The sequence below is a fragment of the Streptomyces sp. NPDC090499 genome (assembly GCF_044769305.1).
GTDB lineage: Bacteria > Actinomycetota > Actinomycetes > Streptomycetales > Streptomycetaceae > Streptomyces.
On record NZ_JBIVXP010000012.1, the window covers coordinates 60,292 to 85,561 of the forward strand.

Genomic DNA, 25,270 nt, shown 5'->3' on the forward strand with positions numbered 1-25,270 from the left:
TATTCCCGCTGTCCATAACCTTGTGAAGCGGAAGAGGGCGGTTGCCGCCGTGTCGCCACAGTCCCCCAGTAACTCGAGCATCTCGACCGACGCAGACCAAGCGGGCAAGAACCCCGCAGCCGCGTTCGGACCGAACGAGTGGCTCGTCGACGAGATCTATCAGCAGTACCTCCAGGACCCGAATTCGGTAGACCGAGCCTGGTGGGACTTCTTCGCCGACTACAAGCCGGGGGCGCCCGCCGCCTCGGCTCCGGCGGGTACCGCGGCCGCGGGGGCCGCGGGCACCACCTCCACGACGCCCGCGCCGGCCCAGCCGGCGGCTCCGGCGCCCGCCGCGGCCGCTCCCGCCGCCCGGACGCCCGTCGCGCCCGCTCCGGCCGCGCCCGCCGCCCCGAAGGCCGCAGCGCCGGCCCCGGCGCCCGCGAAGCCCGCCGCCGCACCGGCCCCGGCCCCCGCCCCGGCTCCGGCCGCCGCGAAGCCGGCCGCCGCCAAGGCCGCGGCGCCCGCCGCCGAGGCCCCTGAGGGTCCCGAGCTGGTCACGCTGCGTGGTCCCGCCGCGGCCGTCGCGAAGAACATGAACGCCTCGCTGGAGCTGCCGACGGCCACCTCGGTCCGCGCGGTCCCGGTGAAGCTGCTCTTCGACAACCGGATCGTCATCAACAACCACCTGAAGCGCGCCCGGGGCGGGAAGATCTCCTTCACGCACCTGATCGGCTTCGCGATGGTGCAGGCGATCAAGGCCATGCCGTCGATGAACCACTCGTTCGGCGAGAAGGACGGCAAGCCGACCCTGGTCAAGCCGGCCCACATCAACCTGGGCCTGGCCATCGACCTGGTGAAGCCCAACGGTGACCGCCAGCTGGTCGTCGCGGCCATCAAGAAGGCCGAGACGCTGAACTTCTTCGAGTTCTGGCAGGCCTACGAGGACATCGTCCGTCGCGCCCGCGACAACAAGCTGACGATGGACGACTTCACCGGCGTCACGGTCTCCCTGACCAACCCCGGCGGCCTCGGCACCGTCCACTCGGTCCCGCGCCTGATGCCCGGCCAGTCGGTCATCATGGGCGTCGGCTCCATGGACTACCCGGCGGAGTTCCAGGGCACCAGCCAGGACACCCTGAACAAGCTCGGCATCTCGAAGGTCATGACGCTCACGTCGACCTACGACCACCGGGTCATCCAGGGCGCCGCCTCCGGCGAGTTCCTGCGCTCGGTCGCCAACCTCCTGCTCGGCGAGAACGGCTTCTACGACGACATCTTCGAGGCCCTGCGCATCCCCTACGAGCCGGTCCGCTGGCTGCGGGACATCGACGCCTCCCACGACGACGACGTCACCAAGGCCGCCCGGGTCTTCGAGCTGATCCACTCCTACCGGGTCCGCGGCCACGTCATGGCCGACACCGACCCGCTGGAGTACAAGCAGCGCAAGCACCCCGACCTGGACATCACCGAGCACGGCCTCACCCTGTGGGACCTGGAGCGCGAGTTCGCCGTCGGCGGCTTCGCCGGCAAGTCGATGATGAAGCTGCGCGACATCCTCGGCGTGCTGCGCGACTCGTACTGCCGCACCACCGGCATCGAGTTCATGCACATCCAGGACCCGAAGCAGCGCAAGTGGATCCAGGACCGCGTGGAGCGCCCGCACTCCAAGATGGAGCGCGAGGAGCAGCTGCGGATCCTGCGCCGCCTGAACGCGGCGGAAGCCTTCGAGACCTTCCTGCAGACGAAGTACGTCGGCCAGAAGCGCTTCTCCCTGGAGGGCGGCGAGTCCGTCATCCCGCTGCTCGACGCGGTGATCGACTCCGCGGCCGAGTCCCGCCTGGACGAGGTCATCATCGGCATGGCCCACCGCGGCCGCCTGAACATCCTCGCGAACATCGTCGGCAAGTCGTACGCCCAGATCTTCCGCGAGTTCGAGGGCAACCTCGACCCGAAGTCGATGCACGGCTCCGGCGACGTGAAGTACCACCTGGGCGCCGAGGGCACCTTCACCGGCCTGGACGGCGAGCAGATCAAGGTCTCGCTGGCCGCCAACCCGTCCCACCTGGAGACGGTCGACCCGGTCATCGAGGGCATCGCCCGCGCCAAGCAGGACATCATCAACAAGGGCGGCACGGACTTCACGGTCCTGCCGGTCGCGCTGCACGGCGACGCGGCCTTCGCGGGCCAGGGCGTGGTGGCCGAGACCCTGAACATGTCGCAGCTGCGCGGCTACCGCACCGGCGGCACGGTCCACATCGTCATCAACAACCAGGTCGGCTTCACGGCGGCGCCCGAGTCCTCGCGCTCCTCCATGTACGCCACCGACGTGGCCCGCATGATCGAGGCCCCGATCTTCCACGTGAACGGCGACGACCCGGAGGCGGTCGTGCGCGTCGCGCGCCTGGCCTTCGAGTTCCGCCAGGCGTTCAACAAGGACGTGGTGATCGACCTCATCTGCTACCGCCGCCGCGGTCACAACGAGTCGGACAACCCGGCCTTCACCCAGCCGCTGATGTACGACCTGATCGACAAGAAGCGCTCGGTGCGCAAGCTCTACACCGAGTCCCTGATCGGTCGCGGCGACATCACCCTGGAAGAGGCCGAGCAGGCCCTGCAGGACTACCAGGGCCAGCTGGAGAAGGTCTTCACGGAGGTCCGCGAGGCCACCGCGCAGCCGGCCGCCGCGCCCGCGCACGAGCCGCAGGACGGCTTCCCGGTCGCCGTGCCGACCGCGATCTCCACGGAGGCCGTCAAGCGCATCGCCGAGTCCCAGGTCAACATCCCGGACTACTTCACCGTCCACCCGCGTCTGCTGCCGCAGCTGCAGCGCCGGGCGGCGATGATCGAGGACGGCACGATCGACTGGGGCATGGGCGAGACCCTGGCCATCGGCTCGCTGCTGATGGAGGGCACCCCGGTGCGGCTGTCCGGCCAGGACTCCCAGCGCGGCACCTTCGGCCAGCGGCACGCGGTCCTGATCGACCGGGAGACGGGCGCGGACTACACCCCGCTCCTCTACCTGTCCGAGGACCAGGCCCGCTACAACGTCTACAACTCGCTGCTCTCCGAATACGCGGTGATGGGCTTCGAGTACGGCTACTCGCTGGCCCGTCCGGACGCGCTGGTGATGTGGGAGGCGCAGTTCGGTGACTTCACCAACGGCGCCCAGTCGATCGTCGACGAGTACATCTCGGCGGCCGAACAGAAGTGGGGCCAGACCTCCGGCGTCACGCTGCTCCTCCCGCACGGCTACGAGGGTCAGGGCCCGGACCACTCCTCGGCCCGCATCGAGCGCTTCCTGCAGCTGTGCGCGCAGAACAACATGACGGTCGCGATGCCGACCCTCCCGTCGAACTACTTCCACCTCCTGCGGTGGCAGGTGCACAACCCGCACCACAAGCCGCTGGTCGTCTTCACGCCGAAGTCGATGCTGCGCCTCAAGGCGGCGGCCTCGAAGGCGGAGGAGTTCACGAGCGGGCAGTTCCGCCCGGTCATCGGCGACGCCTCGGTGGACCCGGCCGCGGTCCGCAAGGTCGTCTTCTGCACCGGCAAGGTCTACTACGACCTGGAGGCCGAGCGGCAGAAGCGCGGCGTCACGGACACCGCGATCATCCGCCTGGAGCGCCTGTACCCGCTGCCGGGTGCGGAGCTCCAGGCCGAGGTCAACAAGTACCCGAACGCCGAGAAATACCTGTGGACCCAGGAGGAGCCGGCGAACCAGGGTGCCTGGCCGTTCATCGCGCTCAACCTGATCGACCACCTGGACCTGGCGGTCGGTGCCGACGTCCCGGCCGGCGAGCGCCTGCGCCGCATCTCGCGGCCGCACTCCTCGTCCCCGGCGGTGGGTTCGGCCAAGCGCCACCAGGCCGAGCAGGAGCAGCTGGTGCGTGAGGTCTTCGACGCGTAGGCCTGCGGAGCACTGCCAGGAAGGGCCCGGTTCCCGTACGCGGGGGCCGGGCCCTTCGGCGTCCGCCTAGGCTGGTAGACGCCCACCACCGGGCACCCATCCATGCAGGCAGCAGGAGAGCACCCCATGTACTTCACCGACCGAGGCATCGAGGAACTGGAGAAGCGGCGCGGCGAGGAAGAGGTCACCTTCGAGTGGCTCGCGGAACAACTCCGCACCTTCGTCGACCTCAACCCCGACTTCGAGGTCCCGGTGGAGCGCCTGGCGACGTGGCTGGCCCGACTGGACGACGAGGACGAGGACGACGAGTAGGGCGCCGAGGGGGGCGCCCCCGCCAGGGGCGCGGGGAACCGCGCGACCAGCCCCCACCGGGCCCGCAGCCGAAGTACGGCCCGCCGGCCCCGGAACCTCGCTCAGTCCCGCGGAAACACCGCCTCGTACGACAGCTCCAGCCCCCCGTGCACCATCAGCACCGCCCCCACCACGGCCCACCCCACACTGCGCCGCCGCATCCCCCACGCGGCGGCCGGCAGCCCCACCGCCACCTCGGCCAGGGCCAGCCGATGGGCCCTGGGCACGCCTTCCGCACCCTGCGCCCCCGACGGCCGGGATACGGCCCTGGATTCATCCGTCGACATGAACACACGGTAAGCAATTCATCCAGTTATCGCCCGATATACGCCCCACTCGGACCCCGCCGACGTCAATGCGACCCCAACCAACCACCCCCACGGGTGTCTTGACTTCCGACGTCCGCGATATATCGTGTTTCATGGAAGACGCGATATGGCGCGAGCCGACCCTCGCGTTCGCGTCCGGCCCGAGGAGGTCCGCACCATGCCCAAGTCCGAGTGGTCCGTCGCCGAGCCCGAGAAGCTCGACTTCGACACCCCCGTCAGCGACCTGCACGTCCGCATCGTCAACGGAACAGTCAACGTCGTGGGCACCGACGAGGGTTCCACCCGCCTGGAGATCTCCCAGATCGAGGGCCCGCCCCTGGTCGTCACGCACGAGGGCGGCACCCTCACGGTGGCCTACGAGGACCTCCCCTGGAAGGGCTTCCTCAAGTGGCTCGACCGCAAGGGCTGGCGGCGCAGCGCGGTGGTCTCCCTCGCCGTCCCGGCAGACACCCGCGTGGAGGTGGGCGTGGTCGGCGCGGCGGCCGTCGTCTCCGGGATCACCGGCACCTCGGTGGTCAAGGGCGTCACCGGCGACACCACCCTGGTCGGCCTCTCCGGCGAAGTCCGCGCGGACACGGTGTCCGGGAACCTGGAGGCCCAGGCCGTCACCGGCAACCTGCGGTTCAACTCCGTCTCCGGCGACCTGACCGTGGTCGAGGGCTCGGGTCCCGCCGTGCGCGCCGACTCGGTCAGCGGCTCCATGATCATCGACCTGGACCCGGACGGTCCGACCGACGTCCGGCTGACCAGCGTCTCCGGCGAGATCGCCATCCGGCTGCCGCACCCGGCCGACGCCGAGGTCGAGGCCAACACCGCGAGCGGCACGATCTCCAACGCCTTCGACGGGCTGCGGGTGCACGGCCAGTGGGGCGCCCACAAGATCACCGGGCGGCTCGGGGCCGGCACCGGCAAGCTCCGCGCCACCACGGTCTCCGGCTCCATCGCCCTGCTGCGCCGCCCGCCCAAGGAGGACGACGACGAGCGCACGGCCTGGGTGGCCGAGCCGTCCACGGGCCCGGCAGAACCGGGAGCCGCCCCGGCCGATGCCCCGGCCGACGGCACGACCGACGGCACGACCGACAAGAAGGTGCTCTGACATGCCTCCCGTCTTCGCCCACGGCCGTCTCCGCCTCTACCTCCTCAAGCTGCTGGACGAGGCCCCGCGCCACGGCTACGAGGTGATCCGGCTGCTGGAAGAGCGCTTCCAGGGCCTCTACGCCCCGTCGGCGGGCACCGTCTACCCCCGCCTCGCCAAGCTGGAGGCCGAGGGCCTGGTCACGCACACCACCGAGGGCGGCCGCAAGGTCTACGCCATCACGGACGCCGGCCGCGCCGAACTGGCGGACCGCAGCGGTGAGTTGGCCGACCTGGAGCTGGAGATCCGGGAATCGGTGGCCGAACTGGCCGCCGAGATAAGGGCCGACGTACGCGGAGCCGCCGGTGACCTGCGCCGCGAGGTGCGCGAGGCCGCCTCCGAGGCCCGGCACGGCGCAGGCACAGGCGCGGGGGCCGGGGAGTACGGCGACCTCGGCGACAAGGAGTCGTGGCGGGCCGCCAAGGAGGAGATGCGCCGGGTCAAGCAGGAGTGGAAGGAGCAGGCCCGCCGCGCCAAGGACGAGAGCCGCCGCGCCCGTGACGAGGCCCAGCGGGCCCGTCGTCAGGCCCAGGAGGCACAGGCCCGGGCGCGGGCCCAGGCACAGGAGGAGATGCAGCGCATCGGCCGCCGGGTGCAGGAGCACGTCCAGGACCACTTCGCACGCGGCGACTGGCCGACGGGGGTGCGCGAGGGCCTCACCGAACTCGCCAAGGAGCTCGGCGACTTCGGAAAGGACTACGGCAAGGAGTTCGGCAAGAACTTCGGTGCCCGCACCGACCCGGACCCCGGCACCGGCACCGGCACCGGCACGAACCTGCGCAAGCCGGCGCCGCCGTCCGCGCCGGGTCCGGAGTACTCGCAGACCCCGGAGGACTTCCCGGCGCAGTACGTCCCCGTGTGGGCGCACGACGACGAGACCGGCACCGGCGACGCCGCCCGCGACCTCGACCGGCTCCTGGACCGTTTCCGCGACGACATCCGCGACGCGGCCCGCGACCACGGCGTCACCACGGACCAGCTCCGCGAGGCCCGTCGCCACCTCTCGACGGCAGCGGCCCGCATAGGAGCGCTGCTGCGCACCCCGGAAGCCTGAGGACCGTCCGTACGGGTCGGGCCCCTCAGGAACCGGTCAGCACGATCTTCCCGAACTGGTCGCCCGACTCCAGCCGTTCGAATCCCTCGCGGGCGCGGTCGAGCGGGAGCAGCTCGTCGATGACGGGACGCACCCCGGTGGCGGCGCAGAAGGCGAGCAGGTCCTCCAGTTCGTCCTTGGTGCCCATGGTCGAGCCCACGACCTTCAGCTCCAGGAAGAAGATGCGGGTCAGCTCGGCGTGCGAGGGGCGGTCGCCGCTGGTGGCGCCGGAGATGACGATGGTGCCGCCGGGGCGCAGCGACTTCACCGAGTGGGACCAGGTGGCGGCGCCGACGGTCTCGATGACGGCGTCCACGCGCTGCGGCAGCCGGGCCCCCGGCTCCACGGCCTCGACGGCACCGAGCTCCAGGGCCCGCTTCCGCTTGGCCTCGTCGCGGCTGGTGGCGAAGACCCGCAGCCCGGCGGCCTTGCCGAGCACGATCGCGGCGGTGGCGACACCGCCGCCCGCGCCCTGGACGAGCACCGAGTCGCCGGGCCGTACGCCCGCGTTGGTGAAGAGCATCCGGTAGGCCGTCAGCCAGGCGGTCGGCAGGCAGGCGGCCTCGGCGAACGACAGTTCCCTGGGCTTGGGCAGGATGTTCCAGGTAGGCACGGCGACCTGCTCGGCGAAGGTGCCCTGGTAGCGCTCGGTGAGGATGGACCGGGGCTCGTGGGGCCCGACCCCGTGCCCGCTCTGCCCGATCACGGAGTGCAGGACGACCTCGTTGCCGTCCTCGTCGACACCGGCGGCGTCACACCCGAGGATCATCGGCAGCCGGTCCTCGGGAAGACCGACGCCGCGCAGGGACCAGAGATCGTGATGGTTGAGGGAGGCGGCCCGAACGTCGACGGTGCTCCAGCCGGGCCGGGCCACGGGGGCGGGGCGCTCCCCCAACTCAAGGCCGGAGAGCGGCTGGTCGCGGTCGATTCGGGCGGCGTAGACGGCGAACATGAAGCCGACGATAGGTTCCCGGAGCCGAGGGCGAAACCGGGGACCGCTGTGACACATACCCTCTTGCGCACAGCGCCCCGCAAGGGGCGCGGGGAACTGCGCGCTCAGCCCCCACCAACCGGCACCCGACGACGGCGCGAACCACCCCGACACGGCGGGGGCCTGGGGGCGGCAGCCCCCAGCACACCGGTCACCTCGTAGGCACCCGATCGGGTGGGCGGGTGGGCAAAGAATGGCCCCGCCCAAACAGAGCGAGGCCATTCGAGGTCACCGCCGCGCAACCCCTTCGGCCCGCGCGGCCGCGGCCACCGCCGCAGTCACCGCAGGGGCAACCCGCTCGTCGAAGGGAGACGGAATGACGTAGTCGGCGGCAAGATCGTCGCCGACGACCGCCGCCAGCGCCTCCGCCGCCGCGATCTTCATCCCCTCGGTGATCCGGGAGGCCCGCACCTGGAGCGCGCCCGCGAAGATGCCGGGGAACGCCAGCACGTTGTTGATCTGGTTCGGGAAGTCCGACCGCCCGGTGGCCACGACCGCCGCGTACTTGTGGGCGACGTCGGGGTGCACCTCGGGGTTCGGGTTGGCCATGGCGAACACGAACGCGCCCTCGGCCATCGAGGCGACGGCCTCCTCCGCGACCGTACCGCCGGAGACGCCGATGAAGACGTCGGCGCCGGCCAGCGCGTCCTCCAGGGTGCCCTTGAGCCCGGCCTTGTTGGTGAACCCGGCGACCTGGCGCTTGACGTCGGTGAGGTCGTCGCGGTCGGCCGAGATGATGCCCTTGCGGTCGGCGAGGGCGACGTCTCCGATACCGGCCTCGACCAGCATCTTCGCGATGGCGACCCCGGCCGCGCCGGCGCCCGAGATGACGGCCCGGAGCTGCCCGATCTCCCGCCGGCTGAGCCGCGCGGCGTTCCGCAGGGCCGCCAGGGTGACGACGGCGGTGCCGTGCTGGTCGTCGTGGAAGACCGGGATGTCGACCCGCTCCTGGAGCTTGCGCTCGATCTCGAAGCACCGCGGTGCCGAGATGTCCTCCAGGTTGATCCCGCCGAAGGAGGGAGCCAGCCGGACGACGGTCTCCACGATCTCGTCGACGTCGGTGCAGGCCAGGGCGATGGGAACCGCGTCCACGCCGCCGAACTGCTTGAAGAGGATCGCCTTGCCCTCCATCACGGGGAGGGAGGCCTCGGGACCGATGTCCCCGAGGCCGAGCACGGCCGTGCCGTCGGTGACGACGGCCACGACGGACGACTTCCACGTGTAGTCGTTGACCAGCTCGGGCTGTTCCGCGATCGCGGTGCACACGCGCGCGACTCCGGGCGTGTACGCGAGGGAAAGGTCGTCCTTGTCACGGAGCGGCACGGTGGCCTGCACGGCCATCTTGCCGCCGCGGTGCAGCGCGAACGCCGGATCGAAGGAATCGAGGGGCTCGGCCCCGCCGTCCTGGTCCGTACTGCCCGACGCGCTGTCGCTGCGAGGATTGACGATCTCCGCTGCCACTTGTCTTACCCCTTAGGTATGCATGGTTTGAGGGTCGGCCGCTCCCGGTGAGGGAGCGGGCGGGCACCGCGCAGGGCCCGATCACTGATACGTACGAGTGGCACGTACGAGCACCTGCGCGACGGGCGCGCCGCACACGCGCCCTGAGCCCCGGATGAGGGGTGTAAAGAACCTTCTTACCGGACGGACCGCGCTCACGACGAGTCGAATAGGCGCAAGGTCACATCACGGATGTCGTAGAGAGCCGACAGATGAGCGGCCCGGTGGCCGGCGGAAGATCGCGGGGTGCAGCCCGAGGTGAACCGGCGGTGAACCGAAGATCTTCCGGCCAGAAGGTCGGATTCCCGCAGATGTGCGGGGCGGCGGGTCGGGGAGGGACCGGCCTGACGCGTCACGGGGGTCACCCGTTATCCGATTTTGACATGGTGACACGTCTGCTTGGAGCAATCCCAATGGCAGGATGCCGTAAACCCACGAGGTCGCGACACCCGAAGGTGTGTGTTTCCGTCGACCCATCGGCATATCGACATATCAGACGCATCGGTATATCGGCTTGTCCTACCCACTGCCGGAGGAACCCACCATGACCGCAGGCTTCACCCGTCGTACCACCGCCTCGCGCTCCCGGATTGCCGCGTTCGGTGCGATCGCGGTCGCAGGCACCCTGATCCTCACCGGCTGCGGTGACCAGACGGACAAGGGCGGCGACAACGGCTCCTCCTCGACGTCCTCGGCCCCGCTGGCGAGCAAGCTGCCGGCCGACATCCGCAAGGCCGGCGTGATCAAGGTGGGCTCGGACATCGCCTACCCGCCGGTCGAGTACATGGAGAACGGCAAGGCCGTCGGTGTCGACCCGGACATCGCGGACGCGCTGGGCAAGCAGCTGGGCGTGAAGTTCGAGTTCCAGAACGGCAAGTTCGACAACCTGATCGTGGGTCTGCAGGCCAACCGCTTCAACGTGATCATGTCGGCGATGAACGACACCAAGGACCGCCAGGACGGTATCGACTCCGACACCGGCAAGAAGGTCGGCAGCGGCGTCGACTTCGTCGACTACTTCACCGCCGGCACCTCGATCCTGGTCCAGAAGGGCAACCCGAAGGGCATCAAGTCCCTGGACGACCTGTGCGGCAAGGTCGTGGCGCTGCAGAAGGGCACCACGTCCGAGGGCATCGCCAAGGCGCAGAGCGAGAAGTGTACGAAGGACGGCGGCAAGGCCATCGACCTGCAGACCTTCGACACCGACCCCGAGGCGCTGCTCCGGCTGAAGCAGGGCGCCTCCGTCGCCGACCTGAACGACTTCCCGGTGGCCGCCTACAACGCCAAGACGTCGGGCAGCGGCAAGGACTTCGAGGTCGTCGGCGAGCAGATCGAGGCCGGCCCGTACGGCATAGCGGTCAGCAAGGAGAACACCCAGCTGCGCGACGCGCTCCAGGCCGCGATGGCCGCCATCATCAAGAGCGGCGACTACCAGAAGATCCTGGAGAAGTGGAACGTCACGCAGGGCGCGGTGACCGAGGCCAAGACCAACGGCGGCTCCTGAACGCCCGGCACGACTGAAGGGCCGTCACTGTGACTGACACGGTCGACAAGACCCCGGCGCCGTCCGTGCCGCCGGAGCAGATCAAGGCCATCCCGGTGCGCCACTACGGGCGCTGGGTGTCCGGCGTCGTGGTCGTCGCACTCCTGGTGCTGATCGGGATCGCCTTCTCCAACGCGAAGATCAACTACAGCGTCATCCCCGACTACCTCTTCGACCAGGGCATCGTCTCCGGCGCCTGGACCACGCTCTACATCTCGGTCCTCGCCATGGTGCTCGGCGTCGCGCTCGGCGTGGTCCTCGCGGTGATGCGGCTGTCGTCGAACCCGGTCACCAGCACGGTGTCCTGGTTCTACATCTGGTTCTTCCGGGGCACCCCGGTCCTGGTCCAGCTGCTGCTCTGGTACAACATCGCGCTCGTCTTCCCCATCCTGAACCTGGGGTTCTACAAGGACGAGATGAACCAGGTGATGACGCCGGTCCTCACCGCGCTGCTGGGACTCGGCCTGAACGAGGCCGCGTACATGTCGGAGATCGTCCGCGCCGGCATCCAGTCGGTCGACGAGGGGCAGACCGAGGCCTCGCACGCGCTCGGCATGACCCAGGGTCAGACGCTGCGCCGGGTGATCCTCCCGCAGGCCATGCGGGTCATCATCCCGCCGACCGGCAACGAGTTCATCAACATGCTGAAGACCTCGTCGCTGGCCTACGCGGTCCAGCTCCCGGAGCTGATCAAGAAGGCCACGGACATCTCCAGCACCTCGCTCGCGGTGGTCGAGATGTACTTCGTCGCCTGCATCTGGTACCTGTTCCTGACCACGATCTTCAGCATCGTCCAGTACTACATCGAGCGCCGTTACGCCCGCGGCTCCTCGCGCAACCTCCCGCCCACCCCGCTGCAGCGGCTGCGGAGGAATCTGTCCCAGTGGGGTTCGTTCCGTCGCCCGGAGGTGGCCCGATGACCTCTCTCGCCAAGGACATCACCCCGCCGAGCAGCGGCGCCCCGATGGTCAAGGCCGAGGGCGTGCACAAGTCGTTCGGGCTGTCGCACATCCTCAAGGGCATCGACCTGGAGGTGCTGCCGCGCGAGGTGTTCTGCCTGATCGGCCCGTCCGGTTCCGGCAAGTCCACGTTCCTCAGGTGCATCAACCACCTCGAGAAGATCAGCGCCGGCCGCCTCTATGTCGACGGCCACCTGGTCGGCTACCGCCAGCACGGCGACAAGCTCTACGAGCTGAAGGAGAAGGAGGTCGCGGCGCAGCGGCGGGACATCGGCATGGTGTTCCAGCGCTTCAACCTCTTCCCGCACATGACGGCCCTGGAGAACGTCATGGAGGCGCCGGTCCAGGTCAAGCGCGAGTCGAAGGCGTCGGCCCGGGAGCGGGCGCAGCGCCTGCTCGACCGGGTCGGCCTCGGCGACCGCACCGGCCACTACCCGGCGCAGCTCTCCGGCGGCCAGCAGCAGCGCGTCGCGATCGCCCGCGCGCTCGCCATGCAGCCGAAGCTGATGCTCTTCGACGAGCCGACCTCCGCGCTCGACCCGGAGCTGGTCGGCGAGGTCCTGGACGTGATGCGGGACCTGGCCGAGGACGGCATGACGATGATCGTCGTCACCCACGAGATGGGCTTCGCCCGCGAGGTCGGCGACAGCCTGGTCTTCATGGACGACGGCGTGGTGGTCGAGTCCGGCCACCCGCGCGACGTCCTGGGCAACCCCCAGCACGACCGGACGAAGTCGTTCCTCTCCAAGGTCCTGTAGACCCGGAGACGGCGGTACGACACGAAGGGGCGGTACGAGGATCCTCGTACCGCCCCTTCGGCCGTCCGGCCTGCTACTTGAGGGCGAGCAGCAGCGTGTCCGACGGCGAGCACCACACCGGCCGCGCCTCCCCGAACCCCTTCTCCCGCAGCACGCGCGCGTGCCACTCCGCCGACGGCATGTCGCCGTCCGCGTGCTCCCCGTAGATCTCGAACCGCCGTGCGGTGGGCCCGGCGAGCACCGGGTCCTGCGCCGCCAGCTGCCACCACTCGGCCCAGTCCAGCGCCCCCGCCGCCTTGGCCTGATCCATACCCTGGTGCCGCCGCGCCCGTTCCGCGGCGTTGATCCGGGGCGTGCTGTCGTCGATCATGTGGTCCGCGTTCATGAAGACACCGCCGTCGCGGACGAGCTCCGCGACCTGACCGTAGAGGGCCGCGAGGGGTTCGCTGTGCAGCCAGTGCAGGGCCGTGGCGGTCAGGACGGCGTCGTACGAGTCGTACGGCAGCCGTGCGGTCCAGTCCGGGTCCTTGAGGTCGGCGGTGACGAGCGTGACCCGGCCGTCGCCCGCGAAGGTGCCCTCGGCGATGGCGAGGAGGGCCGGGTCGAGGTCGACCCCGGTGCTCACCGCGTCCGGGAAGCGGGCGAGCAGCCGGGCGGTGACAGTGCCGGTGCCGCACGCGAGGTCGAGGACCCGGGGTGCCGTACCGACCAGCGCCTCCACCATGTCGAGCATGATCCGGAACCGCTCCTCGCGGTCCGGCATGTACCACTCCTGCTGCCGGTCCCAGCTCTCCTGCCAGGCACCCCAGTCGGCCCCGGTCGTGGTCGTGGTCGTCGGCGCGTCCGTCATGGCAACCCTCCACCGCACAAGTCCCGTAATACCCTGGAAGCACGACCGGCTGTTACCCGACCGCACGACCGACCATAGAGTGCCCGCGTAAGGACTACAAGTGGAACTGGCCTATTACTCGGACTACGCCGTCCGGCTCGTCAACAGCGAGGAACCGGCCCGGGGCAAGGACTCCCTGACCTCCGTCGAGGCCGTCCGCGATCTGTTCGGCGGCAACCAGCAGGCAGCCCGCCGCGCCACCGAGGCCGACCTCACCCGCTTCCGCTCGGTCCGGTCCCGGCTGCGTGCGGTCTTCGAGGCGGCCGACAAGGGCGAGGAGACCCTCGCGGTGGACCTGCTGAACTCGCTCCTGCTGGAGTTCCCGGTCAGCCCGCAGATCTCCGGGCACGACTTCCGGGACGAGGACGGCCGTCCGCTGTGGCACATGCACCTGGCCGACCACCCGTCCAACGCCACCGCCGGCTACACCGCGATCGCGGCGATGGGCCTGGCCTTCCACCTCACCGAGTACGGCGTCGACCGGCTCGGCCTGTGCGAGGCTGCGCCGTGCCGCAACGCCTACCTCGACACCTCGACCAACCGCTCCCGGCGCTACTGCTCGGACCGCTGCGCGACCCGCGCCAACGTGGCCGCCTACCGGGCCCGGAAACGCCTGGAGGCGGAGCGCCCCGAACGGCCGGTGCGATCGGCCGGCACCGGCCTGGCGGCCGAGACCGCCCAGCGCACCAGCGCCAGCGGCGAACGCTGACCCGCCCTGCGCGGCCGCCAGCGGAACAGGGCCCGGCCGAGGATCAGCTCCTCCGGCACGGTCCCGTAGTCCGTGCTGTCCCCGCCCGCGTACGCGTTGTCCCCGAGCACCCACCAGCCGCCCTCGCGCGGCTCCGCGGCCCGCTTGACGACCAGCAGGTCCTGCTGGAAGGGATGACGCAGGACGACGACGTCCCCGGCCCGCACCCTGGCCCCGTACCACACCAGGAGCTGATCCCCCTGGTACAGCGTGGGCACCATGGACGGGCCGGTCACCTCGGCCAGTCCGAAGAGCGCGGCGCCCCTCCCCCGCTCGGTCTCCTGCGACAGCTCCGGCATCCCCGGCACCTCCCCGGTCCGTTCCTCCACCAGTCTCAGTCTGACCCTGGACTTTTGTCCTAAGCCCATGGGGGCACTCGCGAAATCACGCTTCCCAGGGAGTAATGTCCCACCTGAGAAGACGATCACGAGGAAGGAATGCTCCATGCTTTCCCGCCTGTTTGCCCCCAAGGTCAAGGTCAGCGCACACTGCGACCTGCCCTGCGGTGTGTACGACCCGGCCCAGGCCCGCATCGAGGCGGAGTCGGTGAAGGCCGTGCAGGAGAAGATGGCCGCCAACGACGACCCGCACTTCCAGGCGCGCGCCACCGTCATCAAGGAGCAGCGTGCCGAGCTCGCCAAGCACCACGTCTCGGTGCTCTGGAGCGACTACTTCAAGCCCCCGCACTTCGAGAAGTACCCCCAGCTGCACCAGCTGGTCAACGACACCCTGAAGGCCCTGTCCGCCGCCAAGGCGTCCACGGACCCGAAGACCGGCGAGAAGGCCCTGGAGCTCATCGCCGAGATCGACACGATCTTCTGGGAGACCAAGAAGGCCTGACCCGGCGACCCGCATCGGTTGCCAAGGCCTCAACGGACCGCACCCGGCCCGACGGACCGCCGTTCACGGTGTTCCGGAGGGTTCGGGTGCGGTCCTCTTTCGGTTCGGGTGCGGTCCTTTCCGCCGGCGACGGCCTACGATGCGGCGGCAAGTTCCTTCAGCGGCTCGCCGGTCAGCCGGCAGATGCGCCAGTCGTCCAGGAACTCCGCGCCGAGCGACCGGTAGAGGCCGATCGCCGGTTCGTTCCAGGCCAGCACCCACCACTCGAAGCGCTCGAATCCGCTGCGCAGGCAGTGCGCGGCGAGGGCGGCGAGCAGGGCCCGGCCGTGGCCGCCGCCGCGGGCGTGCGGGCGTACGTAGAGGTCCTCCAGGTGCATGCCCCGGGTTCCGGTCCAGGTCGAGAAGGTGGGGAACCACAGGGCGTAGCCCGCGAGTCGGCCCGTGGTCTCGTCCTCGGCGACCAGCGCGCCGGCCGCCGGGTGGGGGCCGAACAGCGCCGCGCGGAGCTGCTCCTCGGTGGCCCTGGCCTGCTCCTCGGCCCGTTCGTAGGCGGCGAGTTCACGGATCATGGCGCGGATCTCGGGGACGTCGTTCTCGGTGGCGGCGCGGATCATGCAAGGGATCATCGGTCACCGGGCCGAACCCTGTCCATCCGGTCCCCCCGGCCCGTGGCACGGTGCCCTGTGCGGCCGTTCACGAGCGCAATCCCGGCCATGGGGTCCGCCTCGGGCGGGCGGGCACGAGGAAGGGCCGGCCGGATGTCCGGCCGGCCCCTGTCGGGTGACGGGCACTACTGCCCGCCGTGGTCGTCCTCGCCCGCCTCCAGCAGGCCGGCCGCCGCACCCACGACCCGCGGGTCCGGGCTGCCGACGACCTCCTCGTCCTTGTCGGCGTAGTCGAAGCGGGCGAGCACGCTGCGCATGGCCTCGACCCTGGCCCGCTTCTTGTCGTTGCTCTTCACCACGGTCCAGGGCGCGTACTCGGTGTCCGTCTCGCGGAACATCGCGACCTTCGCGGCCGTGTAGTCGTCCCAGCGGTCCAGCGAGGCCACGTCCATCGGGCTGAGCTTCCACTGCCGTACCGGGTCAACCTGGCGGATGGTGAAGCGGGTCCGCTGCTCGCTCTGCGAGACCGAGAACCAGAACTTCACCAGGTCCACCCCGTCGTCCACCAGCATCCGCTCGAACAGGGGCGCCTGGCGCATGAAGCGCCGGTACTGGTCGTCCGAGCAGAAGCCCATGACCCGCTCGACCCCGGCCCGGTTGTACCAGGAGCGGTCGAACATCACGATCTCGCCGGCGGTCGGCAGGTGTTCGACGTAGCGCTGGAAGTACCACTGACCGCTCTCGCGCTCGGTGGGTTTCTCCAGGGCCACCACACGCGCGCCACGGGGGTTCAGGTGCTCCGTGAAGCGCTTGATGGTGCCGCCCTTGCCGGCCGCGTCCCGGCCCTCGAAGACGATGACGATCCGGCGTCCCGTCTCCTTGATCCAGGTCTGCAGCTTCAGCAGCTCGATCTGCTGGAGCCGCTTGTGCCACTCGTACTCCTTGCGCTCCATGCGCTGCGCGTACGGGTAGTTCTCCCGCCAGGTGTCGATCGGGGACCCGTCCGGGCGGATGAGCACGGGGTCGTCGGGGTCGCTGTAGTCGACCTTCAGATGGGCCAGGTCGGCCAGGTCGGACAGCAGGTCCGGCGTCGTCATCCAGTCCTCCTCAGCGGCTTGGTGTCTCAGTGGAACTGCGGCACGATCAGGTAGATGCTGTACGCCACCACCGCCACGCAGGCGAGGAAGCACAGCCCTGCCTGGGCGGCGCCGACGGCGCTGGTGCCGCCCTCCTCCTTGGCTCCCTCGTAACGGGCGAGCCCGAGGACGCCGAAGGCGAAGACGACCACCACTGCGAATGTAACTCCGATGCTCACCGCGGTGACCTCGCCGAGTGCGGTCCAGTCGATGGTCATGGGAACTCCCTCACTCAGGCGGCGGTGCCGACGTTGGACGGGGGCGTGGTGCGGATGGCGACCTCGTGGCCGTCGTTGACGTTCTTCGCGTCGATCGGGTTGCGGCGCGACAGCACGACGATGCCGGCCGCGAGCGCGGCGCCGACCAGCGCGACCACGACCGTGCCGAAGTTACCGCCGTGCTTGACCGCGTACGCGGAGATGCCGCCGACCAGCGCGGCGCACGGCAGCGTGATCACCCAGGCGGCCACCATGCGGCCTGCGATGCCCCAGCGGACCTCCGCGAGCCGTCGGCCGACGCCCGCGCCGAGGATGGAACCGGAGGCCACCTGCGTGGTGGAGAGCGCGAAGCCCATGTGGGCGGAGGTCAGGATGACGGCCGTGGAGGCGGTCTCCGCCGCGAAGCCCTGCGGGGACTGGATCTCGGTCAGGCCCTTGCCCATGGTGCGGATGATCCGCCAGCCGCCGATGTAGGTGCCGAGGGCGATGGCGAGACCGGCGCTGAAGATCACCCAGACCGGCGGGCCCGCGTCGCCCGGGAGCGCGCCGACGGAGATCAGGGTCAGGGTGATGATGCCCATGGTCTTCTGGGCGTCGTTGGTGCCGTGCGCGAGCGAGACCAGCGAGGCCGAGCCGATCTGCCCGAGCCGGAACCCCCTGGTCACGGAGGACTCACGGCCGCGGGCGGTGAGCTTGTAGGCGCAGTACGTCGCGATCAGCGCCGCGACACCGGCCACCACCGGCGAGGCGAACGCCGGGATGATGATCTTCTCGAGAACCTTGTCGAAATTGACCGCGCCGGAGCCCGCGCCGACCCACACGGCTCCGATCAGCCCGCCGAACAGGGCGTGCGAGGAACTGGACGGCAGCCCGACCAGCCAGGTCATCAGATTCCACAGGATCGCCCCCACGAGACCCGCGAAGATCATCGCGGGGGTCACCTTGGCGTCGTTCACAATGCCGCCGGAGATCGTCTTGGCGACCTCCGTGGAGAGGAAGGCTCCGACCAGGTTGAGTACGCCGCTGATCAGAACCGCTGTCTTCGGTTTGAGCGCGCCGGTCGCGATGGACGTGGCCATCGCGTTCGCCGTGTCGTGAAACCCGTTGGTGAAGTCAAAGGCAAGTGCAGTGACGATCACGACCGCCACGAGGAACGTGATGTGGTCCATTCCTATATGCAAACAAGGACGGGCCAATTGCGCGAGAACCCGAGGCAAACGCGCGTCCAAAAACAAGCCCCCGGTGTGTGTGCGATGTGCATGCCATGCTGGACGGGTGACCCCCCTGGAGGACCTGCGGCGGCTGCGCCGGGCGCGCGACCGCATGGACCGCGAGTACGCCGAGCCGCTCGACATGGCCGAGCTCGCCCGTACCGCCCTGATGTCCCCCGGCCACTTCCAGCGCAGCTTCCGCAAGGCCTTCGGGGAGACGCCGTACAGCTATCTCATGACCCGGCGGGTCGAGCGGGCCAAGGCGCTGCTGCGCGGCGGCGACCTCACGGTGACCGAGGTGTGCATGGCGGTCGGCTGTACGTCGCTGGGGTCCTTCAGCTCACGCTTCACCGAGCTGGTCGGGGAGACGCCGAGCGCGTACCGGGCACGGGACCACCAGGAGAGCACGGTCATCCCGTCCTGCGTGGCCCGTACGTTCACCCGGCCGCGCCGCCGGCCGTACTGACCGCGCCGTACTGACCGCGCCGGACCGACCGTCCCGGATCGACCGCGCCGAACCGACCGCGCCGAACCGACCGTGCCGAACCGACCGTGCCGGACCAGCCGCACGCGCCTGGGGGCGTTTCCTCCTAGCCTGACCCCATGGACGTAAAACTCGCGCAGTGTTTCATCGCCGTCGACGACCACGACAAGGCGCTGGCCTTCTACCGGGACGTTCTCGGCCTGGAAGTCCACAACGACGTGGAGTTCGAGGGGATGCGGTGGGTGACCGTCGGGTCGCCGCAGCAGCCGGGCGTGGAGATCGTGCTGGAGCCGCCGGGCGCCAACCCGGACGCCTCGCCCGCCGACCGGCAGGCCATGGCCGAACTGCTCGCCAAGGGCATGCTGCGCGGGGTGATCTTCTCCACCACCGACTGCGACGCGCTGTACGAGCGGGTGCGGGAGCACGGCGGTGACGTGATCCAGGAGCCGATGGACCAGCACTGGGGCGTGCGGGACTGCGCGTTCCGGGACCCGGCGGGGAATCTGCTGCGCTTCACGGAGCGCCGGGCGGCCGATTAGCGCACTTACGATCACCGTATGAGCATCCGCTGGACGTACGCCTTCGCCGACCGCCCCGCCGCGCACCTCGCCTCCGCCCAGGCGTTCTGGACGGCCGTCACCGGCACCTTCCTGTCCGCGCCCCGCGGCGAGGACGACGAGTTCGTGACGCTGCTCCCGGCCTCCGGCGTCGACGCCTGCGTCAAGCTGCAGGGCATCTGGTCCGGCCCCGGCGGAGCCCACCTGGACCTGTGCGTCGAGGACGTGCCCGGCCTGGTGAAGCGGGCCCGGGAACTGGGCGCCGAGACCGTCGCCGAACACGACGGCTGGGCCGTGCTGCGGTCGCCCGCCGGGCAGTCGTGGTGCGCGGCGCCCTGGCAGGGGGAGTCGGTACGGCCGCCGGTCGTGGCGGGCAGCCGACTCGACCAGGTCAGCCTCGACATCCCGCCGTCCGCGTACGAGGCGGAGACCGCGTTCTGGGCCCAGCTCACCGGCTGGGAGCTGCTGACCGGCGCGCTGCCGGAGTTCCGGGTGCTCAGGCCGCCGGCCGGCCTGCCGGTGCGGATCCTGCTCCAGCGGCTGGACGAGGAGCAGCCCGCCGCCGCCCACCTCGACCTGGCCTGCGCGGACATCCCGGCGGCCCGCGCCCGGCACGAGGAACTCGGCGCCGTCCACGTGGCCGACGGCCCCCACTGGACGGTGATGCGCGACCCGGCGGGCGGCGTCTACTGCCTCACCGGCCGCGACCCGGAGACCGGCGGCCTGCCGGGCCGGGACCAGCTGCCGGGGGCGAGGGACTAGGCCGCCGGGTGCGGGGCCCAGGGCTCCACGTCCACCACGGCCGTGACCGGTATCGGTCCGTACACGTGCGGGAACTCCTCGCCGCCCGGCTCCGGCGCCTCCCACTTCACCGGCGCGCCGACCCGGGCCGGGTCCACGACCAGCACCACCAGTTCGTCCGGGCCGTCGTAGGCGCCGTAGAGGAAGGCCGCGACGCGCGGAAGCTGGTCGCGGGTGGAGCAGTGGATGAATCCCTCCTCCTGGAGGGTGCGGCCGCGGGTGGACAGCTCGAAGCTGCCCCGCGCGCGGGCCTCCTCCCAGAGGGAGCGCTCGGTGATGTGCAGGATGTTCGGGAGTGCGGTCATGTGTTCACGCTACGGTCCCCGCCCGGCGGGTCCAGGCGGCGGGGGCCTGGGGGGTGACGCCTCCTGGGGGCCTGGCGGCCCGGTGCGCTCGCCGCAGTGGGGGTTGCGGCAGGGGCCGGGTCCCCAGACCGGAACCCAGGCACCCAGCGTCTTGTGCCGCCGCACCACACGCGCGACGGGCTGTCCGCAGACCGGACAGACCTGGTCCTGGCTGTCCATGCCCCCAGCCTAGGCCGGGCCCGGCGGCCGCGCCCGCCGTCTGCCGGGCGGCCGCCCGGCGCGGCCGGGAGACGCCCCGGCCGGAGACGCCCCGGCCGGAGACACCCTGGCGGGAGACGCCCTGGCGGGAGACGTCCTGGCGGGAATCGGCGGGCCCCGCACACCGTGGGGATGCGCGGGACCCGTCGGACCGGAGCCCCCGGAGTGCCGTGCGGGGTCAGGAGCCGCACGGTCCCGGGGGCCCCGGGGTCTTCACCTGCTGCGCCGGGTCACGAACTCGGCGAGCGCGAGCAGGCCGCCGGCCGCCTCCGGGCCGGGCACGGCGCGGGCGAGTTCCTGCATCGCCCGTGCCATCCGGTCGGCCGCCTCGGACTGCGCCCAGTCCCGGCCGCCCGCCCGCTCGACGGCCTGTGCGGTCCGCGCGATCTCGTCGGCGTCGGACCGCACATGCGGCTCGGCGTACAGCTCGGCGAGGTCGGCGGCGGCCGGGGTGCCGGAGGTGAGGGCCGCGACGACCGGCAGGGACTTCTTGCGGGCCGCCAGGTCCGCACCGGCCGGCTTGCCGGTGCGCCCGGGGTCGCCCCATATCCCGATGACGTCGTCGATCAGCTGGAAGGCGAGTCCGGCCTGGCGGCCGAAGCCGTCGAGCGCCGCCACCTCCGCCGCTCCCGCCCCCGCGTACAGCGCGCCCAGGGCGCAGGCGCAGCCGAGCAGCGCCCCGGTCTTGGCCTCGGCCATGGCGAGCACCTCGTCGAGGGTGACCTCGTCGGGCGCCCGGTCCTCCATGGCCGTGTCCACGTGTTGTCCCGCGCACAGTTCGAGGACGCAGTCCGCGAGCCGGACGGCGGCGGCCGCGGACGCCGGGTGCGGGTCCTCGGCGAGCAGCCTGAGGGCCAGCGCCTGGAGGGAGTCCCCGGCGAGGATCGCGTCCGCGTCGCCGAACACGGTCCACGCGGTGGGCCGGTGCCTGCGGGAGGTGTCCCGGTCCATGACGTCGTCGTGCAGCAGGGTGAAGTTGTGCACCAGCTCCACGGCGGCCGCGGCCCGTACGGCGGTCGCGCGGGCCGCCGGGCCGCCGAGCGCGTCGGCGGCGGCGAGGACCAGCGCGGGCCGGATGGCCTTGCCCGCGTTGCCGTCCGCCGGGGTGCCGTCCGCGTGCTCCCAGCCGAAGTGGTAGCGCGCGATCCGCCGCATCGGACCGGGCAACGACGCCACGGCGGTGCGCAGTTCGGGGTCGACGGACGCCCGGACCCGCTCCAGGATCACGGTCGCCTCGGCCCCGTCGAGCGGCTCCGGCCTCCCCTGCGGCAGCTGCGTGGCACGCTGCTGCCGTTCCGTCACGAACTCGGCCATGGCCTCCCCCTCGCGGAGCGCGCGTACGGTGGCGTCTCCGCCCCGCCTCGGCACGTACCCCGAGGGTGTACCCGCCCCGGAGGGCGGGGACACGGCCACCAAGTGCGGAAACGTCACCTCCAGCGGCCGATCTCGACGTTCTCCAGCACGCCGAGGGCGTCCGGGACCAGCACGGCGGCCGAGTAGTAGGCCGTGACCAGGTAACTGATGATCGCCTGCTCGTTGATGCCCATGAAGCGCACCGAGAGGCTCGGCTCGATCTCGTCGGGAAGACCGGACTGCCGCAGTCCGACGACGCCCTGGTTGTCCTCGCCGGTACGCATGGCGATGATCGAGGTGGTCCGGGCCTCGGTGACCGGGATCTTGTTGCAGGGGTAGATCGGGACGCCGCGCCAGGTCGGGATGCGGTTGCCGGCGATCTCGACGGTCTCCGGGACCAGTCCGCGCTTGTTGAGCTCCCGCCCGAAGGCGGCGATCGCGCGCGGGTGGGCGAGGAGGAGCTTGGTGCCGCGCCGGCGGCTGAGCAGCTCGTCCATGTCGTCGGGGCTGGGCACGCCGTCGTGCGGCTGCAGCCGCTGGTCGTACTGGCAGTTGCTGAGCAGTCCGAACTCCCGGTTGTTGATGAGCTCGTGCTCCTGGCGCTCCTTCAACGCCTCGACGGTGAGCCGCAACTGGTGCTCGGTCTGGTTCATCGGCTGGTTGTAGAGGTCGGCCACGCGGGTGTGGATGCGCAGCACGGTCTGGGCGATGCTCAGCTCGTACTCACGCGGCCGGGCCTCGTAGTCGACGAAGGTGTGCGGGATGTCGGGCTCGCCGCTGTGACCGGCCGCGAGGGCGACCTCCTTCTCGCCGTACTTGTTGGTGCGCTGCTCGGGGATCGCACGCAGCTGCTGAAGGTGCTCGCGCAGCGAGTCGGCCCGCTCCGCGACCTGTTCGAAGTCCTGCCGGGACAGGGTCAGCACGGTGCAGGCCGTGTCCGCGCGGGCGGTGTACTCCCAGATGGCGTCCGGGTCGATCAGGCCCTGCTCGCCGAAGTACGCGCCGTCGCCGAGGACACCGAGCACCGCGTCGTCGCCGTACGGGCCGGTGCCGATCTTCTCGACGCGGCCGTGGGCCAGCAGGTGGACCTCGTCCGCCCCGTTGCCGAACGAGGCGATGACGTCGCCCGCGGCGAAGTCGCGCTGCCGGCAGCGCTGGGCCAGCTCGGCCAGCACCTCCTCGTCGTCGTACGACCGCAGGATGGGCAGCTCGCCCAGCTCCGCGGGGATGACCTCGACACGGTCGCCGGTCTTCAGGAACGTGATACGGCCGTCGCCGACCGTGTAGGTGAGCCGTCGGTTCACCCGGTACGTGCCGCCCTGGACGTCGACCCAGGGCAGTGTGCGCAGCAGCCAGCGGGAGCTGATCTCCTGCATCTGGGGCGCGGACTTGGTCGTGGTGGCCAGGTTCCGCGCTGCCGCCGTGTCCAGAGACTGCTGCGGCTTGCCCTGATCCGTGCGGACCTCTTCGCCTACCGACATAAGGAAATGCCCTCCCATACCTGCGTGGGCGCCGAACTGCCCACGCATCGGTCTCACGGGCCACCCTGTCATCACGGAGCGTGCCGAGACCATTACCCGAAAGAGCGGGAATAGATCATCGCACTACTGGGCATGCCGACATATCCCCTCATCCCTCGCTCCTCGATATGCCGACTTGTCCTGATCGGATCGCACAAGATCCGAACAGACTCCAACGAGGCTGGCCCGGTAAGCCCGACTTCTGTAGAAAGCCCAGAAGATCTGGAAGATGCGGATAGTTCGGATGCGAAGGAGGCGGTCATGGCCCCACCCATGTCCGCGGACGCTTTCCTCGACGCGCTGCGGGACGAGGGCGTCACCGTCGTCGAGGTCGGCGACTGGAGGGACCACAACCGGAACCACAAGGGCCCCTGGGGACCCGTCCACGGCGTGATGATCCACCACACGGTGACGCACGGCACCGAGACCACGGTCCGGATCTGCCGCGACGGCCGCCCCGGCCTTCCCGGCCCGCTGTGCCACGGCGTCATCACCAAGGACGGCACGGTCCACCTGGTCGGCTACGGCCGCGCCAACCACGCGGGTCCGGGCGACGACGACGTACTGCGCGCGGTGATCGCCGAGAAGGGGCTGCCCCCGGACAACGAGGCGAACACCGACGGCAACCGGCACTTCTACGGCTTCGAGTGCGAGAACCTGGGCGACGGCGAGGACCCCTGGCCCGAGGCCCAGCTGGACGCGATCGAGAGGGTGGCCGCGGCGGTGTGCCGACGGCACGGCTGGTCGGAGCGGTCGGTGATCGGGCACCTGGAGTGGCAGCCGGGAAAGGTGGACCCGCGCGGCTTCTCGATGGCCTGGCTGCGCGACCGCGTCGGGGAGCGGCTGAAGTGAGCCCGCGCCGGCGCCCCGGGCGACAATGACCACGTGACCAGCGCCGACATACTCACCCCCCGGCTCCCCTCCCCGCTGCAGGAGGTGACCGACGACCGTTTCGCCCGGCACGGCGTCCGTCTGCTGCTCAAGCGGGACGACCTGATCCACCCGGAGCTGATCGGCAACAAGTGGCGCAAACTGGTCCCGAACATCGAGGCGGCGGCCGGCCGGCCGCTCCTCACCTTCGGCGGGGCGTACTCCAACCACCTGCGCGCGACGGCCGCCGCGGGCCGTCTCCTGGGCTTTCCGACGGTGGGGGTGGTGCGGGGCGAGGAACTGGCGGACCGGCCGCTGAACCCTTCGCTGGCGCGGTGCGCGGCCGACGGGATGCGGCTGCACTTCGTCGACAGGTCGGCGTACCGGCGCAAGGCCGAGCCGGCGGTGCTGGCCGGTCTGCTGCGGGCCGCGGCGGCCGAGGACGCCTACGTCGTGCCGGAGGGCGGCAGCAACGCGGCCGCGGTACGCGGCTGCCGGGCCCTCGGTGCGGAGCTGCGCGGACGGGCCGACGTGGTGGCGATCGCCTGCGGGACCGGGGGCACGCTGGCCGGACTGGCCGCCGGGCTGGGGGCGGAGCAGCGGGCGTTGGGGGTACCGGTGCTCCGGGGCGGTTTCCTGGCGGGCGAGATACGGCGGCTGCAGGCCGAGGCGTTCGGGGGGCGGCGCGGGCAGTGGTCGCTCGACGAGCGGTTCCACTTCGGCGGGTACGGGCGTACGACACCGGAACTCGACGCCTTCGCCGCGGACTTCGAGGAACGGCACGGGGTGCGGGTGGAGCGGCTGTATGTCGCCAAGTTGCTGTACGGACTTGTCGAGCTGGCACGGGAGGGCGGCCTGGGGCGGGACGTGGCCGTGGCGGCGGTGCTGACGGCCTGACCGGAGTGGCGGCCCGACCGGAGTACGGGA

At 70.8% G+C, this 25,270-nt stretch carries 27 protein-coding genes; 14 read left to right on the top strand and 13 right to left on the bottom strand.

The features are described from left to right. Positions 1–49: 49 nt before the first annotated feature. Both ACIQVL_RS35130 and ACIQVL_RS35135 read left to right on the top strand, forming a co-directional pair. A complete protein-coding gene (locus ACIQVL_RS35130; protein ID WP_403438992.1) occupies positions 50–3,889 on the top strand; it encodes a multifunctional oxoglutarate decarboxylase/oxoglutarate dehydrogenase thiamine pyrophosphate-binding subunit/dihydrolipoyllysine-residue succinyltransferase subunit in 3,840 nt (1,279 codons plus the stop codon). Between the two features lie 126 nt (positions 3,890–4,015). Next, on the top strand, positions 4,016–4,201 hold the full coding sequence (locus ACIQVL_RS35135; RefSeq protein WP_007266501.1) for a DUF6104 family protein: 186 nt from the start codon (positions 4,016–4,018) through the stop codon (positions 4,199–4,201). A gap of 101 nt (positions 4,202–4,302) precedes the next feature. On the opposite strand, the gene ACIQVL_RS35140 is transcribed toward ACIQVL_RS35135, so the two are convergent. Beyond that, positions 4,303–4,527: a hypothetical protein gene (locus tag ACIQVL_RS35140; protein WP_403477359.1), complete on the bottom strand. Its 225-nt coding sequence runs from the start codon at positions 4,525–4,527 to the stop codon at positions 4,303–4,305. 199 nt (positions 4,528–4,726) lie between these two features. Here ACIQVL_RS35140 and ACIQVL_RS35145 point away from each other — a divergent pair, with 199 nt between their 5' ends. Next, on the top strand, positions 4,727–5,665 hold the full coding sequence (locus ACIQVL_RS35145; RefSeq protein WP_403438996.1) for a DUF4097 family beta strand repeat-containing protein: 939 nt from the start codon (positions 4,727–4,729) through the stop codon (positions 5,663–5,665). A gap of 1 nt (position 5,666) precedes the next feature. Continuing rightward, positions 5,667–6,758, top strand: coding sequence for a PadR family transcriptional regulator (locus ACIQVL_RS35150; protein WP_403438998.1), 1,092 nt, complete (start codon positions 5,667–5,669; stop codon positions 6,756–6,758). Positions 6,759–6,783: 25 nt separating this feature from the next. Here the strand turns inward: ACIQVL_RS35150 and ACIQVL_RS35155 are convergent, their stop codons facing one another. Together ACIQVL_RS35155 and ACIQVL_RS35160 are read right to left on the bottom strand one after the other, a co-directional pair. Beyond that, on the bottom strand, positions 6,784–7,749 hold the full coding sequence (locus ACIQVL_RS35155; RefSeq protein ID WP_403439000.1) for a zinc-binding dehydrogenase: 966 nt from the start codon (positions 7,747–7,749) through the stop codon (positions 6,784–6,786). Between the two features lie 267 nt (positions 7,750–8,016). Then, entirely contained in the window at positions 8,017–9,249 is a 1,233-nt protein-coding gene (locus tag ACIQVL_RS35160) for an NADP-dependent malic enzyme (RefSeq protein ID WP_403439002.1), read from the bottom strand. 583 nt (positions 9,250–9,832) lie between these two features. Between ACIQVL_RS35160 and ACIQVL_RS35165 the strand changes: the two genes are divergently transcribed. The 3 genes from ACIQVL_RS35165 to ACIQVL_RS35175 are packed head-to-tail and all read left to right on the top strand — an operon-like array spanning position 9,833 to position 12,548. Beyond that, positions 9,833–10,792: an ABC transporter substrate-binding protein gene (locus tag ACIQVL_RS35165; RefSeq protein ID WP_403439004.1), complete on the top strand. Its 960-nt coding sequence runs from the start codon at positions 9,833–9,835 to the stop codon at positions 10,790–10,792. Between the two features lie 29 nt (positions 10,793–10,821). Continuing rightward, positions 10,822–11,751 (top strand): amino acid ABC transporter permease, encoded by a 930-nt coding sequence (locus ACIQVL_RS35170; protein ID WP_403439006.1) that lies wholly within the window; start codon positions 10,822–10,824, stop codon positions 11,749–11,751. Next, positions 11,748–12,548, top strand: a complete 801-nt coding sequence (locus ACIQVL_RS35175) for an amino acid ABC transporter ATP-binding protein (RefSeq protein ID WP_362596637.1) — start codon at positions 11,748–11,750, stop codon at positions 12,546–12,548. The genes ACIQVL_RS35170 and ACIQVL_RS35175 overlap by 4 nt, the downstream gene beginning before the upstream one ends. A 73-nt stretch (positions 12,549–12,621) precedes the next feature. Here the strand turns inward: ACIQVL_RS35175 and ACIQVL_RS35180 are convergent, their stop codons facing one another. Then, entirely contained in the window at positions 12,622–13,398 is a 777-nt protein-coding gene (locus ACIQVL_RS35180) for a class I SAM-dependent methyltransferase (protein ID WP_403439008.1), read from the bottom strand. Between the two features lie 100 nt (positions 13,399–13,498). Here ACIQVL_RS35180 and ACIQVL_RS35185 point away from each other — a divergent pair, with 100 nt between their 5' ends. After that, on the top strand, positions 13,499–14,146 hold the full coding sequence (locus ACIQVL_RS35185; RefSeq protein ID WP_403439010.1) for a CGNR zinc finger domain-containing protein: 648 nt from the start codon (positions 13,499–13,501) through the stop codon (positions 14,144–14,146). Here ACIQVL_RS35185 and sodX read toward each other — a convergent pair. Continuing rightward, positions 14,032–14,484: a nickel-type superoxide dismutase maturation protease gene (sodX, locus tag ACIQVL_RS35190; protein WP_403439203.1), complete on the bottom strand. Its 453-nt coding sequence runs from the start codon at positions 14,482–14,484 to the stop codon at positions 14,032–14,034. The genes ACIQVL_RS35185 and sodX overlap by 115 nt on opposite strands. A 145-nt stretch (positions 14,485–14,629) precedes the next feature. Here sodX and sodN point away from each other — a divergent pair, with 145 nt between their 5' ends. Next, entirely contained in the window at positions 14,630–15,025 is a 396-nt protein-coding gene (sodN, locus tag ACIQVL_RS35195) for a superoxide dismutase, Ni (protein ID WP_351719271.1), read from the top strand. 134 nt (positions 15,026–15,159) lie between these two features. Here sodN and ACIQVL_RS35200 read toward each other — a convergent pair whose 3' ends face one another. The 4 genes from ACIQVL_RS35200 to ACIQVL_RS35215 all read right to left on the bottom strand — a co-directional run bounded on the left by ACIQVL_RS35200 (position 15,160) and on the right by ACIQVL_RS35215 (position 18,153). Then, the gene (locus ACIQVL_RS35200) at positions 15,160–15,639 is read right to left on the bottom strand and encodes a GNAT family N-acetyltransferase (RefSeq protein ID WP_403439012.1); all 480 of its coding nucleotides are present in this window, start codon (positions 15,637–15,639) and stop codon (positions 15,160–15,162) included. 176 nt (positions 15,640–15,815) lie between these two features. Beyond that, positions 15,816–16,727, bottom strand: a complete 912-nt coding sequence (gene ppk2 / locus ACIQVL_RS35205) for a polyphosphate kinase 2 (protein WP_403439014.1) — start codon at positions 16,725–16,727, stop codon at positions 15,816–15,818. A 26-nt stretch (positions 16,728–16,753) separates the two neighbouring features. Then, the gene (locus tag ACIQVL_RS35210; protein WP_403439016.1) at positions 16,754–16,984 is read right to left on the bottom strand and encodes a hypothetical protein; all 231 of its coding nucleotides are present in this window, start codon (positions 16,982–16,984) and stop codon (positions 16,754–16,756) included. 14 nt (positions 16,985–16,998) lie between these two features. Further along, entirely contained in the window at positions 16,999–18,153 is a 1,155-nt protein-coding gene (locus tag ACIQVL_RS35215; RefSeq protein ID WP_403439018.1) for an anion permease, read from the bottom strand. 154 nt (positions 18,154–18,307) lie between these two features. Here ACIQVL_RS35215 and ACIQVL_RS35220 point away from each other — a divergent pair, with 154 nt between their 5' ends. The 3 genes from ACIQVL_RS35220 to ACIQVL_RS35230 all read left to right on the top strand — a co-directional run bounded on the left by ACIQVL_RS35220 (position 18,308) and on the right by ACIQVL_RS35230 (position 19,998). Next, positions 18,308–18,661, top strand: a complete 354-nt coding sequence (locus ACIQVL_RS35220; RefSeq protein ID WP_403439205.1) for a helix-turn-helix transcriptional regulator — start codon at positions 18,308–18,310, stop codon at positions 18,659–18,661. A gap of 137 nt (positions 18,662–18,798) precedes the next feature. Next, a complete protein-coding gene (locus tag ACIQVL_RS35225; RefSeq protein ID WP_403439020.1) occupies positions 18,799–19,218 on the top strand; it encodes a VOC family protein in 420 nt (139 codons plus the stop codon). Positions 19,219–19,236: 18 nt separating this feature from the next. Then, on the top strand, positions 19,237–19,998 hold the full coding sequence (locus ACIQVL_RS35230; protein ID WP_403439022.1) for a VOC family protein: 762 nt from the start codon (positions 19,237–19,239) through the stop codon (positions 19,996–19,998). On the opposite strand, the gene ACIQVL_RS35235 is transcribed toward ACIQVL_RS35230, so the two are convergent. From ACIQVL_RS35235 to ACIQVL_RS35250, 4 genes are all read right to left on the bottom strand, one after another. Beyond that, on the bottom strand, positions 19,995–20,342 hold the full coding sequence (locus ACIQVL_RS35235) for a DUF952 domain-containing protein (RefSeq protein ID WP_403439024.1): 348 nt from the start codon (positions 20,340–20,342) through the stop codon (positions 19,995–19,997). The genes ACIQVL_RS35230 and ACIQVL_RS35235 overlap by 4 nt on opposite strands. A gap of 9 nt (positions 20,343–20,351) precedes the next feature. Continuing rightward, positions 20,352–20,561 (bottom strand): hypothetical protein, encoded by a 210-nt coding sequence (locus tag ACIQVL_RS35240; RefSeq protein ID WP_403439025.1) that lies wholly within the window; start codon positions 20,559–20,561, stop codon positions 20,352–20,354. 252 nt (positions 20,562–20,813) lie between these two features. Beyond that, positions 20,814–21,914 carry a family 2 encapsulin nanocompartment cargo protein polyprenyl transferase gene (locus ACIQVL_RS35245; protein ID WP_403439027.1) on the bottom strand — a complete coding sequence of 367 codons (1,101 nt, stop codon included), beginning with the start codon at positions 21,912–21,914 and terminating at the stop codon, positions 20,814–20,816. Positions 21,915–22,027: 113 nt separating this feature from the next. Beyond that, positions 22,028–23,434, bottom strand: coding sequence for a family 2B encapsulin nanocompartment shell protein (locus ACIQVL_RS35250; RefSeq protein ID WP_403439029.1), 1,407 nt, complete (start codon positions 23,432–23,434; stop codon positions 22,028–22,030). 300 nt (positions 23,435–23,734) lie between these two features. Here ACIQVL_RS35250 and ACIQVL_RS35255 point away from each other — a divergent pair, with 300 nt between their 5' ends. Continuing rightward, positions 23,735–24,325 carry an N-acetylmuramoyl-L-alanine amidase gene (locus ACIQVL_RS35255; RefSeq protein WP_403439030.1) on the top strand — a complete coding sequence of 197 codons (591 nt, stop codon included), beginning with the start codon at positions 23,735–23,737 and terminating at the stop codon, positions 24,323–24,325. A gap of 33 nt (positions 24,326–24,358) precedes the next feature. Beyond that, complete coding sequence (locus ACIQVL_RS35260; RefSeq protein WP_403439031.1) at positions 24,359–25,240, top strand: 1-aminocyclopropane-1-carboxylate deaminase/D-cysteine desulfhydrase; 882 nt, start codon at positions 24,359–24,361, stop codon at positions 25,238–25,240. Positions 25,241–25,270: the final 30 nt, after the last annotated feature.